13 protein-coding genes and 1 pseudogene are annotated in these 10,481 nt (G+C 69.6%); 10 read left to right on the top strand and 4 right to left on the bottom strand.

Going from position 1 to position 10,481, the window contains the following annotated elements; translation table 11 throughout:
- Positions 1 to 142 precede the first annotated feature (142 nt).
- The 6 genes from AB0O00_RS02865 (at position 143) to AB0O00_RS02840 (ending at position 6,008) form a co-directional block, all read left to right on the top strand.
- On the top strand, positions 143 to 1,438 hold the full coding sequence (locus AB0O00_RS02865; RefSeq protein WP_363648305.1) for a DUF445 domain-containing protein: 1,296 nt from the start codon (positions 143 to 145) through the stop codon (positions 1,436 to 1,438).
- Between the two features lie 122 nt (positions 1,439 to 1,560).
- Positions 1,561 to 2,631: an adenosine deaminase gene (locus AB0O00_RS02860; protein ID WP_363648304.1), complete on the top strand. Its 1,071-nt coding sequence runs from the start codon at positions 1,561 to 1,563 to the stop codon at positions 2,629 to 2,631.
- Between the two features lie 191 nt (positions 2,632 to 2,822).
- The gene (locus AB0O00_RS02855) at positions 2,823 to 3,380 is read left to right on the top strand and encodes a hypothetical protein (protein WP_363648303.1); all 558 of its coding nucleotides are present in this window, start codon (positions 2,823 to 2,825) and stop codon (positions 3,378 to 3,380) included.
- A 104-nt stretch (positions 3,381 to 3,484) separates the two neighbouring features.
- A complete protein-coding gene (locus AB0O00_RS02850; protein ID WP_363648302.1) occupies positions 3,485 to 4,321 on the top strand; it encodes a DUF4097 family beta strand repeat-containing protein in 837 nt (278 codons plus the stop codon).
- Positions 4,321 to 5,247, top strand: a complete 927-nt coding sequence (locus AB0O00_RS02845) for an ATP-binding cassette domain-containing protein (protein WP_363648301.1) — start codon at positions 4,321 to 4,323, stop codon at positions 5,245 to 5,247. The genes AB0O00_RS02850 and AB0O00_RS02845 overlap by 1 nt, the downstream gene beginning before the upstream one ends.
- Complete coding sequence (locus AB0O00_RS02840; RefSeq protein WP_363648300.1) at positions 5,244 to 6,008, top strand: ABC transporter permease; 765 nt, start codon at positions 5,244 to 5,246, stop codon at positions 6,006 to 6,008. The genes AB0O00_RS02845 and AB0O00_RS02840 overlap by 4 nt, the downstream gene beginning before the upstream one ends.
- A 58-nt stretch (positions 6,009 to 6,066) precedes the next feature.
- Here the strand turns inward: AB0O00_RS02840 and AB0O00_RS02835 are convergent, their stop codons facing one another.
- The 3 genes from AB0O00_RS02835 to AB0O00_RS02825 are packed head-to-tail and all read right to left on the bottom strand — an operon-like array spanning position 6,067 to position 7,503.
- Positions 6,067 to 6,447: a hypothetical protein gene (locus AB0O00_RS02835; protein ID WP_363648299.1), complete on the bottom strand. Its 381-nt coding sequence runs from the start codon at positions 6,445 to 6,447 to the stop codon at positions 6,067 to 6,069.
- A 21-nt stretch (positions 6,448 to 6,468) separates the two neighbouring features.
- The gene (locus tag AB0O00_RS02830; protein WP_363648298.1) at positions 6,469 to 6,654 is read right to left on the bottom strand and encodes a DUF397 domain-containing protein; all 186 of its coding nucleotides are present in this window, start codon (positions 6,652 to 6,654) and stop codon (positions 6,469 to 6,471) included.
- A 3-nt stretch (positions 6,655 to 6,657) separates the two neighbouring features.
- Complete coding sequence (locus AB0O00_RS02825; protein WP_363648297.1) at positions 6,658 to 7,503, bottom strand: helix-turn-helix transcriptional regulator; 846 nt, start codon at positions 7,501 to 7,503, stop codon at positions 6,658 to 6,660.
- A 104-nt stretch (positions 7,504 to 7,607) separates the two neighbouring features.
- Here AB0O00_RS02825 and AB0O00_RS02820 point away from each other — a divergent pair, with 104 nt between their 5' ends.
- The 4 genes from AB0O00_RS02820 (at position 7,608) to AB0O00_RS02805 (ending at position 9,314) form a co-directional block, all read left to right on the top strand.
- Positions 7,608 to 8,024 carry an ATP-binding protein gene (locus AB0O00_RS02820; protein WP_363648334.1) on the top strand — a complete coding sequence of 139 codons (417 nt, stop codon included), beginning with the start codon at positions 7,608 to 7,610 and terminating at the stop codon, positions 8,022 to 8,024.
- On the top strand, positions 8,021 to 8,284 hold the full coding sequence (locus AB0O00_RS02815) for a hypothetical protein (RefSeq protein WP_363648296.1): 264 nt from the start codon (positions 8,021 to 8,023) through the stop codon (positions 8,282 to 8,284). The genes AB0O00_RS02820 and AB0O00_RS02815 overlap by 4 nt, the downstream gene beginning before the upstream one ends.
- 89 nt (positions 8,285 to 8,373) lie before the next feature.
- Positions 8,374 to 8,919: a hypothetical protein gene (locus AB0O00_RS02810; protein ID WP_363648295.1), complete on the top strand. Its 546-nt coding sequence runs from the start codon at positions 8,374 to 8,376 to the stop codon at positions 8,917 to 8,919.
- A gap of 215 nt (positions 8,920 to 9,134) precedes the next feature.
- On the top strand, positions 9,135 to 9,314 hold the full coding sequence (locus AB0O00_RS02805; protein ID WP_363648294.1) for a hypothetical protein: 180 nt from the start codon (positions 9,135 to 9,137) through the stop codon (positions 9,312 to 9,314).
- A 25-nt stretch (positions 9,315 to 9,339) separates the two neighbouring features.
- On the opposite strand, the pseudogene AB0O00_RS02800 reads toward AB0O00_RS02805, so the two are convergent.
- A pseudogene (locus AB0O00_RS02800) lies at positions 9,340 to 9,534 on the bottom strand (transposase); the annotation flags it as partial.
- Positions 9,535 to 10,481: the final 947 nt, after the last annotated feature.

The following is a 10,481-nucleotide window of genomic DNA, read 5'->3' as shown; positions in this document are numbered from 1 at the left end:
GTGCGGGGGAACGTCGCCGGGCGCGTGAGCCGAGGCTTCAGGGGTGCGTGATTCTCTCGAGCGGCGCATGAGCCGGGGCGTCGGGGGCGCGTGATCGCGGGGCGCGCCCCCGCTCGCGCTGCCCAGCGGGCAGACTGGCGGGGTGAGTGACGAAGCCTTCAGCGGGACCGGCCCCGGTGTCCGGTTCACCGCGGCCGACGAGGAGAAGAGACGCGGCGTCCGCCGGATGAAGACCATCGCGACCGGCCTGCTGGCCTTCGCGACCCTGGTCTTCGCCCTGTCCACGTGGGCCAAGGCGGCCGGCGCGGGCGCCTGGGCCGGGTACGTGGCCGCCGCCGCGGAGGCGGGCATGGTCGGCGCGCTGGCCGACTGGTTCGCGGTGACGGCGCTGTTCCGCCGCCCGTTCGGCCTGCCGATCCCGCACACCGCGATCATCCCGACCAAGAAGGACGCCTTCGGGCGCACGCTGGGCGACTTCGTCGGGGAGAACTTCCTCGCCGGTCACGTGGTCCGCACCCGGCTCGCCGCGCTCGGCATCGCGCGCAGGCTGGGGGAGTGGCTGGCCGCGCCCGGCAGTGCCGAGCGGGTCACCAAGGAGGCGTCGGCGGCGCTGCGCGGTGTGCTCGCTGTGCTGCGCGACGACGACGTGCAGGCGGTCGTGGGCGAGGCGGTGACCAGGCGGGCGGCGGCCACGTCGGTGGCCGAGCCGATGGGCCGGATGCTGGGGAAGGTCGTCGCGGACGGCGGGCACCACGGCGTGGTCGACCTGGTGGCCGTCCGCGCGCACGGCTGGCTGACGGCCAACCACGAGGAGGTCGTCCAGCGGGTCACCCAGAAGACGCCGGGCTGGACGCCGAAGTTCATCGACCACCAGGTCGGCGAGCGGATCTACAAGGAGCTGATGCGGTTCGTCACCGACATCAGGGACGACCAGGCCCACCCGGCCCGCGGCGCGATCGACAAGTTCCTCGCCGACTTCGCCACCGAGCTGCAGACGGACCCGGAGACCATCGCCCGGGTCGAACGGGCCAAGGTCGAGATGCTCGCCAGGCCCGAGGTGCAGGACCTGATCGCCTCCACGTGGGCGGCCGTTCGCACGCTGGTCCTGGCGGCGGCGGAGGACGAGGACAGCGAACTGCGCCGGCGCATCCGCGACGGCGTGCGGAGCTTCGGCGCACGCCTGGCGACGGACGCCAAGCTCCAGGCCAAGGTCGACGGCTGGCTCCAGGACGCGGCCCAGTACCTGGTCGACACGTACCGCACGGAGATCACCTCGCTGATCTCCGAGACGGTGGCCGGCTGGGACGCCGACGACGCCTCGCGCAAGATCGAGGCCAACGTGGGCCGCGACCTGCAGTTCATCCGCATCAACGGCACGGTGGTCGGCGCCCTGGCCGGCCTGCTGATCCACACGGCGGCCGTGGCCCTGGGCGGCTGACGCCGGCGTGGGTCGTGCCGCCCGCGCCGCCCCTCCCGCGCCCTCCCGCCCGATCTCGGCGACCTATCCTGGGCGGCACAGCGAACGCGCGTAGAAGCGCGGAAGTAACGAAGGGAACCACCGTGGTCCAGCCGGACGGAAGTCGGATCGGAAACCCCACCGGGGCCCGCGGCATCGAGGCGTTCATCGCCGGCATGCCGAAGGCGGAACTACACGTCCACCACGTCGGCTCGGCATCGCCGCGGGTCGTCGCCGAGCTGGCTGCCCGCCACGCCGGGCAGTCGAAGGTGCCGGCCGATCCGGCGGCGCTCGCCGAGTACTTCACCTTCACCGACTTCGCGCACTTCATCGAGGTGTACCTGAGCGTCGTGGACCTGGTCCGTGACGCCGAGGACGTCCGCTCGCTCACCTACGGCGTCGCCGAGGACATGGCGCGCCAGAACATCCGGTACGCCGAGCTGACGATCACCCCGTACTCCTCGGTGAAGCGCGGCATCCCGGAGGTCGCCTTCATGGAGGCGATCGAGGACGCCCGCCTGCGGGCCGAGAAGGAACTCGGCGTCGTGCTGCGCTGGTGCTTCGACATTCCGGGCGAGGCCGGACTGGAGGCCGCCGAGGTCACCGCCCGGCTCGCGACGGAGCTGGCGCCGGAGGGCCTGGTCAGCTTCGGCCTGGGCGGTCCGGAGATCGGTGTGCCGCGCCCGCAGTTCAAGCCGTACTTCGACCGGGCGCGCGCGGCCGGCCTGCACTCCGTCCCGCACGCCGGTGAGACGACCGGTCCGGAGACGGTGTGGGACGCGCTGCGGGTGCTGGGCGCCGAGCGGATCGGTCACGGCACGCAGTCCGTGAAGGACCCGGCGCTGCTGGACCACCTGGGCGAGCACCGGATCCCGCTGGAGGTCTGCCCGACCTCGAACATCGCCACGCGGGCGGTGGAGCGGATCGAGGACCACCCGATCAAGCGGATGGTGGAGGCCGGGCTGCTGGTCACGATCAACAGCGACGACCCGCCGATGTTCGGCACCGACCTGAACACCGAGTACGCGGTGGCGGCGCGGCTGCTGGGCCTGGACGAGGCCGGGGTGGCCGGGCTGGCGCGCAACGCGGTGGAGGCGTCGTTCCTGGACCAGGCCGGCAAGGCGCGGCTGGCCGGCGAGATCGACTCGTACCTGGCGGGGTGGCAGCAGGGCTAGGTCCCCGCGTTTTCCCTGGTGAACCGCCCTGTCGGCCTCGGCCGGCGGGGCGGTTCCGCGTTGTGCGGCGCCATGTTTCCGGGGGTGGCGCTTGTACGGCGCTTGTACGGCACTCGTGTGGCGCTTGCGTGGCGCCAAAGTGGCGCCATTAATCGCTCGACATGGCGCCATACCCGTGCCATAGTTGAGCCATGGACCTCACGCCGTACGTCGAAAACCTTCGGAACGAGCTCGCGGTGGCCGCGGGCACGGGCGGGGATGAAGCCCGCGCGCTGGCCGAGCGGCTGACGCTGCCGCTGGAGTCGGCCGTACGGCTCACGCTGCTCAACGCACTGTCGGCCGCCACGAGCGAGATCACCCGTGAGCTCGCGCCGGGCTCGGTGGACGTGCGGCTGCGCGGCATGAACCCCGAGTTCGTGGTGAGCGTGCCGCCCGGTAGCGACGCCTTCCCGCACGCGGTGGAGCCGGTGGTGGCACCCATGGCGCCACCGATGGCGCCACTGGCGCCGCCCGCGGTGCCGGAGTCGGACGAGGGTGGCACCGCCCGGATCAACTTCCGGCTCCCGGCCCACCTCAAGACCAGGGCCGAGGAGGCCGCCGGGCAGGAGGGCCTCTCGCTCAACGCCTGGCTGGTCCGGGTCGTGGCGGGCGCGCTGGAGGGCGGTGAGCCGGTCGCGAGGCCGGCCGTCCAGCCCCAGCCGCAGCCCCGGCGCGGCCGGGGGCAGGGGTTCACCGGCTGGGTCCAGTAACGCTTCTCCGCACCACACGCACCGCCCGCACCACTTCACAGCACGACGTCACCCCCGCTCCGACCAGCGGGAACACCCTTCGAAGCCAAGAGGACGGGACAGCCATGCCTACGTACGAGACCAACGGCCCGATCACCGCCGTCATCGAGTTCGACATCGCCTCGGTGCGGATCCGCGCCGGCAAGCGCACCGACGTCGTCGCCGAGGTGGCGCCGTCCAACGCCGCCGTCGAGCTGGACGTCAAGGCCGCGCAGCAGACGAAGGTCGACTTCGCCGGGGGCCGGCTCACCCTGAAGGGCCCCCGCAAGCGGAACGTGTTCGGCCGCGTCGGCTCGGTCGACGTCCTGATCGAGCTGCCGGCCGGCTCGGAGATCGACGCCGACGCCCCGCTGGCGACGTTCGTCACCGAGGGCCCGCTCGGGGACTGCCGGCTGAAGACCTCGCTCGGCCGGATCCACGTGGAGAGCGCGGCGAACGTCTCGCTCAAGACGGACAGCGGGGACGTCCGGCTCGATTCGGCCGATGGCGACGCGGAGGTCTCCGGCCTCGGCCGGATCGAGATCGGCACGGTGCTCGGCGTGCTGACGGTTAAGAACAGCACCGGCGACACCGAGGTCCGCGAGGTCCACGGGGAGCTCAAGGCGAACGCGTCCTTCGGCCGGATCGAGGTCGGCACCGCGCACGCCGGGGTGGACGCCAAGACGGCGCACGGCCCGATCCGGATCGGCCGGGTGGAGCGCGGCCGGGTGTCGCTGCAGACGGCCCTCGGGGAGCTGGAGGTCGGCATCGCGGAGGGCACGGCGGCCTGGCTGGACGTGCACAGCAAGCACGGCCGGCTGCGCAACGAGCTGGGCGCGGCGGAGGGTCCGGGCGAGGCCCGCGAGACCGTCGAGGTCCGGGCGCAGACCGAAATGGGCGACATCACCGTGCGGAGGGCCTGATGGCGGCCATCTCGGCGGTCGGACTGACCAAGGCGTACGGCGAGAAGGTCGTGCTCGACGGCATCGACCTGGAGATCGCCCCGGGTACGGTGTTCGCCCTGCTGGGGCCGAACGGAGCCGGCAAGACGACGACGGTGGAGATCCTGTCCACGCTGATCCCGGCGGACGGCGGGGTGGCCCAGGTGGCCGGGCACGATGTCGTCCGCGAGGGCGACGCGGTCCGGGCGGCGATCGGGGTCACCGGGCAGTTCTCGGCGGTGGACAACCTGCTGACGGCCGAAGAGAACCTGATGCTGATGGCCGACCTCAACCACCTCCGCCGTCGGGAGGGGCGGAGGCGGGCGGAGGAACTGCTGCGGCGGTTCGAGCTGACGGAGGCGGCGCGGAAGCCGGTGTCCACGTTCTCGGGCGGGATGCGGCGGAAACTCGACCTGGCGATGACGCTGGTCGGGGATCCCCGGGTGATCTTCCTGGACGAGCCGACGACGGGGCTGGATCCCCGCAGCCGGCGGACGATGTGGGAGATCATCCGGGGGCTGGTGGCGGACCACGGGGTGACGATCCTCCTGACTACGCAGTACCTGGAGGAGGCGGATCAACTCGCCGACCGGATAGCGGTGCTGGACGGTGGCCGAATCGTGGCGGAGGGCACGGCCGAGGAGCTCAAGCGGATCGTCCCGGGCGGGCGGATCCGGGTGCAGTTCGCGGACGGGGTCCAACTCGGCGCGGCGGCCGAGCTGTTCGACTACGCGACAGCGGATGCCGAGGGGTTGTGCCTGGACATCCCGGGCGACAACTCGGTGGTCACGGTGAAGGCGGTGCTGGACGCGCTCGACAACGCGGGCGTGCGGGCGGAGTCGCTGGTCGTGGAGACGGCGGACCTGGACGACGTGTTCCTGACGCTGACGGGGGAGGGTGCGCGATGAGCGCGACGTACGTGATGAGCGACTCGCTCACGATGCTGCGGCGGAACCTGAAGCACGCGCTGCGGTATCCGGCGATGACGTTCTCGGTCGTGCTGATGCCGGTGATGATCCTGGCGCTGTTCAACTACGGCTTCGGCGGGGCGTTGGGCGCGGGGATCGGTGGTGGGAACTACATCGACTATGTGGCGCCGGGGATCGTGCTGATGACGGCGACGGCCGGGTCGGTGGCCACGGCGGTCGGTGTCTGCGTGGATATGACGGAGGGGATCGTCAACCGCTTCCGGACGATGGCGATATCGCGGTCGGCGTTCCTGGCGGGGCACGTGGTCGGGAGCGTCATACAGACGATGGCCGCGCTGGTGCTGGTGATCGGCGCGGCGCTGGCGATGGGGTTCCGGCCGCACGCGGGGTTCGTGGAGTGGCTGGCGGCAGCAGGGCTGCTGGGGTTCGTGACGCTGGCGCTGACGTGGATATCGGCGGGGATCGGGCTGGTGTCGAAGACGCCGGAGAGTGCCAGCAACACGCCGCTGCCGCTGACGTTCCTGCCGTTCATTGGCAGCGCGATCGTCCCGCCGGACTCGATGCCGACGGTGATGAGGTGGTTCGCCGAGTACCAGCCGTTCACGCCGATCATTGAGACGCTGCGTGGGCTGCTGATGGGGACGGAGATCGGCAACAGCGGGTGGAGCGCGCTGGCGTGGTGCACGGGTCTGACGGCGGTCGGGTTCGTGTGGTCGAAGAGGGTGTTCTACCGGAGGTGACGGGGGTATCGCCGGTGCGGCCCGGACGACGGAGACGTCGCCCGGGCCGGTGGCGTCGCTACCAGCGGTCGATGCCCATGGTGTTGGCGGCGCTGTGGATGGCGTTGTAGTGGGGGATGGACATGTCCGACTTCTTGTCCTTGGGCGGGAGGTTCTTGTCGGCGGCGCGGAACTCGTCGCGAGCGGAGGCGAGGAGGGAGGTGCCGTAGGAGACGGGGACGTCGGGCTTGCCGTGGACGGGGTGGGACTTGGCGGCGGTCTTGCTGCCGGCGTTGGCGAGGATGCTGCGGGCCTGGTTGTAGTCGGCGGCCTTGACGGTGGAGGGGTTGCGGGTGGAGGAGGAGACGGAGGGAGCGGCGGAGGCCACCGGGGCAGCGACAACGCCGAGCGCCGCGACGGTAGCGAGGGAGACGAGGACGTTCCGCATGGTCGTGTTCATGATGGCCCCGCTACCCCGTGGTTAGAGGTCGAACTCCCCGGCCCGGATCGCAGCGACCAGATCCCGCCATTCGGAAGGAGTGAGTTCGGCGACGGCTGCCGGCTTGAGGCTGCTGCGTATGTAGACGCCGCCATCGGCGATTGCCACCTCAGGGCAATTTCCCGAATTAGCGCAAGCAGCAGGGCGCGTCCAGAGCAGGTGGTCCATCGGTTACATCTCCTTCTTGATCTTCGCGATCAGATCGCGGGAGCCTTCAACCGATAGGGATCGCTCAGTCATCTGCTCGACGATTGAGCGGTACTGGTTCAGATGCTCTGCCGAGTCGAGGAAGATCGGTCCATCCACCGAGTCGTACATGACGGTGTCGAGTCGTGGCACCTGACCATGTGCGTAGTAGATGGCCTGACCAGACCCGATGAAGCCTCCCGATGCGAAGCTGACCACTCGAAGCGTGACGTGTGGCAGTTCAGACAACTTCAGCATCCAGTCGAGCTGTTCCCGCGCGACGTCACGTCCTCCGAACTGCATGTGCAGCGCAGCCTCGTGGACGATCGCGGTGTAGGGGTGGGCCCCGTCTGCCATCAGCATCGCGGATCGACGCATGCGGTGTTCAACGCGAGTCTCCACAACGCGCGGAGTCAGCTTCACCTGGGCCTCTTGGAAGATCGAGCGGCAGAATCGCTCCGACTGCATGGGGCCGGGTGGATGGCTGATCTGATACGAGTACATCCCGAGTGCGAAGTACTCGAACTCGCAGATGTCGAGGAAGCCCGCCGGAACGATGTCGCGGTACTCCTCCCACCACCCCTTGGGCCTTCTGCCGACCATGGCCGCGAGCGCCTCCACGTACGCTGCGTCGCCTTCCCCGTACTTGCAGGCGAGGGCCATCACCCGCTCGGGTGTCACGGCGTAGGTGCCCTGCTCGATGAGAGTGATCTTCGTTCGGTCCACGCCGAGGACAGTGGCCGCCTCTGTTGTCTTCGTACCGGCGGCATCGCGCATCTTCCTCAGCTCGATGCCAACCCGCTGCCTTCGTGCGCTTGGTGTAGGTGGCATGTGCCCAAGCATCCACCTGGTCGCTATGGCGAGTCCAGCCGCGTTTAGCGACACATGTGTTGAAGCGGGTCGCACATGTACCGTCTCATGCCCTACAGTCTGTGATGCGGCGCTTACATAACGGAGCGTCAATCCCCCTGTACCGCTGGGAGAATCCCATGCGACACCTCAACTCGCCCTCCCTCACCCTTTCTCGTGAAGCCCTCCGAGAGTCCATGACCAGGGCCGGATGGCCGCCCTGTGTCATTGCGGACGCCGAACTGGCTCTCGTAGAACTGATCGTCAACGCCTGGCGCCACGGCGAGACGACCTCCCCCGTCGTCGTGATCGTCTTCCTTCGGAACACCCTCCGGGTCACCGTCGCCGACCGCAGCGCCATGCTCCCCGAACCCCGAAACCCGTCCGCCCTCTCCGAGACCGGCCGAGGGCTTCAACTCGTCACCGGCCTCACCCACCGCTGGGGCGTGGACCCCCAGAAGCTCGGCAAGACGGTCTGGTTCGAGCTGGACGGTGCCGCGTGAACGCCCTCCACCCGATCCACCCTTCCGATCCCGCGATCCGGCACCTCACCGCCCGGCAGATCATCGAGCTGATCGTCGAACTGCGCTCGGCGAGCCGCGAGTTCGGCCTTCTCTGGCCCTCCGCGAAGCCGGGCGAGACCGCGATGAACGGTCGGGTGCTGGTGAACCTCGGCAACATCCCGGCCAGCACGCTGATCAACCTGCTCGCGCTGCTGCGGGACTACAATCGTCACCGGGGCCACCGGTGCTCGGACTGCTGATCCTGATCATCCTGGCGGCCGTCGTCGGGGCGGTGTGTGAGGCCCGGACCCGCAAGGTCCGCAGACACCGGTGAGGCATCCTGGTCGCCGTGAACCTCTCCTTCACCCCGCCGCCCCCGTACGACCTCGGCCCGGACCCGGACCTCCACCTCTGGTTGGCGGAATGGGTCGAGCTGATGCCCGACCGGATCGTCCACCTTGGTGCGGACGACGGTCGCAGCCACGGCCAGTTGTGCTGGGACGTGTTGGAGCCGACCGGCCTGCTCCACCCACACTGTGGACACTGCAAGCACGGACACGGCGGTCCGCAGGACGTGCGGGCGATGGAGTCCGCACTGGCGATCGCGGTATCGCCGGAGGAGGCACCACCGTGGATCGCCGGCACCCTAATCCGGGCACTCGTGTACCCGGGCGGCGACGGCCCGATGCGACCGGTGGCCGACGCGATCGGCGCCGGCCTGGTGAAGCTACTGGGCCCGGACGCACAGTGGAGGGCCAACGGCTCGACGGCATACGGGGAGGGCCCGAGGGGCCGGGTGCCATGGACCCCCGTCACGGAGGCGACGTTCGACGCGGCGATCGTCGGAATCGGCAACGGCCACGCCGTGGTGATCGCAGCGACGGGCGAGGACTAGGGCCTCTCTTTCGGATCTTGAGGGCTCACCGGAGGGCACTTCCATCTCTTGGGGCTGGAGGTGCCCCGACCTTGTACGCCTGTCGAGTCCTCGAAGTCCTGGGCCTGCCCGCTGGGTGAGCGAAGGCGAAATCCGGTGGTCACCTTTCACGACGCGTCCGTAGGGTCGCTGGGGTGACTCATAACACTGTTGACCCGGCGACGATCACGCCGGAGATGGCTGCCCAGATCCGCACGTGGCGATGCGATGAGGACTACTCCTGGCGCGCTGTGGCCCAGGCCGCGTCCGACCTGTGGGGTTCCGATTGGGGTAGCAACCAACTCTTCGGCGAAGACCTCTGCGTCGCCGCAGCAAAGCTGCTGGGCGAAAGCCCCTACCGAGAACCGTGGAACTGACGATCGTCAGACGGCTCCTCTCGAATCAGCGAGCGGACCAGATGAAGATGCCCGCGATATGGAGTCCCGCCTGGAAGACGGTGGCGGTCTTCTCGTAGCAAGTGGCCAAGCCGCGCCAGTTCTTGAGGCGATTGATGCCGCGCTCGACACCGTTGCGCTGCTTGTAGGCCTGGCGGTCGAAGGCCGGCGGGCGGCCGCCGTGACGGCCTTTGCGTTTGCGGTTGGCGATCTGGTCGGCGGGCTACGGGATGACGGCCCGAATTCCGCGCCTTCGCAGATGCTCTCGAATCGCCCGGGACGAGCGAGAAGTCGCCCCGACCGCCACAGCAGAACGGTTCCTGCTCCTCGCTGTACGCAGGAAGTCGACCCCACCGACTTCCTGCGCAGCGCAACCTCGGCGCCCAAAGCAGAAGCGTTTCCTCTCCACTGCCGAGCGACCCCCGGGCGTCACGGAGCCCTCCCCCCTCCCAGCGCCCCGGAGCCATCGGGCTCTGCCGCACGGGAAGTCGGCCGATCCGACTTCCCGTGCGACAACGCTTCCCCTCATCGCCGATATCCCGCGCGTGAGAAGTCGTCCTGGCCGGCTTCTCACACAGGGCCTCATCGCCGCCCCGACCGCCGCAGCAGAAAGGCTCCTACTTCTCGCCGTGCGCAGGAAGTCGACCCCACCGACTTTCTGCGCAGCATCACCTCGGCGCCCACAGCAGAAGCGTTTCCTCTCCACTGCCGAGCGACCCCCGGGCGTCACGGAGCCCTTCCCCCTCCCAGCGCCCCGGCGCCATTGGGCTCTGCCGCACAGGAAGTCGGCCGATCCGACTTCCCATGCGGCAGCGCTTCCCCTCATCGCCGAACCCTGGCGCACGAGAAGTCGTCCTGGCCGACTTCTCACGCAGGGCCTCCCTGCCGCTCTTGTCGCCGCAGAAGAAGGGTTCCTGCTCCTCGCTGTGCGCAGGAAGTCGACCCAGCCGACTTCCTGCGCAGAGTCGCCTTGGCGTCCGCAGCAGAAGCGTTTCTTCTCGATTGCCGGGCGGCTCCCGGGCGGCACAGGAAGTCGGCCTGGCCGACTTCCCCTGCGCCGAGCCTCGGGCGCTGGTGGCAGCGGGGCCAGGCGGCGGACGGCCGGCGGCGTTGGGTTTTGCCGCGCAGGAAGTCGGCCGACCGACTTCC

The organism is Kitasatospora sp. NPDC093558 (assembly GCF_040683475.1).
Classification (GTDB): domain Bacteria; phylum Actinomycetota; class Actinomycetes; order Streptomycetales; family Streptomycetaceae; genus Kitasatospora.
Note: the sequence above shows the minus strand (reverse complement) of the source record. Positions and strands in the feature narration are given on the sequence as shown.

Bases quoted from the DNA above. Each gene is read 5' to 3' on its own strand.
- AB0O00_RS02825 (WP_363648297.1), bottom strand. From the start codon at position 7,503: ATGCCACCTACACCAAGCGCACGAAGGCAGCGGGTTGGCATCGAGCTG.
- AB0O00_RS02840 (WP_363648300.1), top strand. From the start codon at position 5,244: ATGAGCGCGACGTACGTGATGAGCGACTCGCTCACGATGCTGCGGCGG.
- AB0O00_RS02855 (WP_363648303.1), top strand. From the start codon at position 2,823: ATGGACCTCACGCCGTACGTCGAAAACCTTCGGAACGAGCTCGCGGTG.
- AB0O00_RS02805 (WP_363648294.1), top strand. From the start codon at position 9,135: ATGGCTGCCCAGATCCGCACGTGGCGATGCGATGAGGACTACTCCTGG.
- AB0O00_RS02830 (WP_363648298.1), bottom strand. From the start codon at position 6,654: ATGGACCACCTGCTCTGGACGCGCCCTGCTGCTTGCGCTAATTCGGGA.
- AB0O00_RS02845 (WP_363648301.1), top strand. From the start codon at position 4,321: ATGGCGGCCATCTCGGCGGTCGGACTGACCAAGGCGTACGGCGAGAAG.
- AB0O00_RS02835 (WP_363648299.1), bottom strand. From the start codon at position 6,447: ATGAACACGACCATGCGGAACGTCCTCGTCTCCCTCGCTACCGTCGCG.
- AB0O00_RS02820 (WP_363648334.1), top strand. From the start codon at position 7,608: ATGCGGCGCTTACATAACGGAGCGTCAATCCCCCTGTACCGCTGGGAG.
- AB0O00_RS02850 (WP_363648302.1), top strand. From the start codon at position 3,485: ATGCCTACGTACGAGACCAACGGCCCGATCACCGCCGTCATCGAGTTC.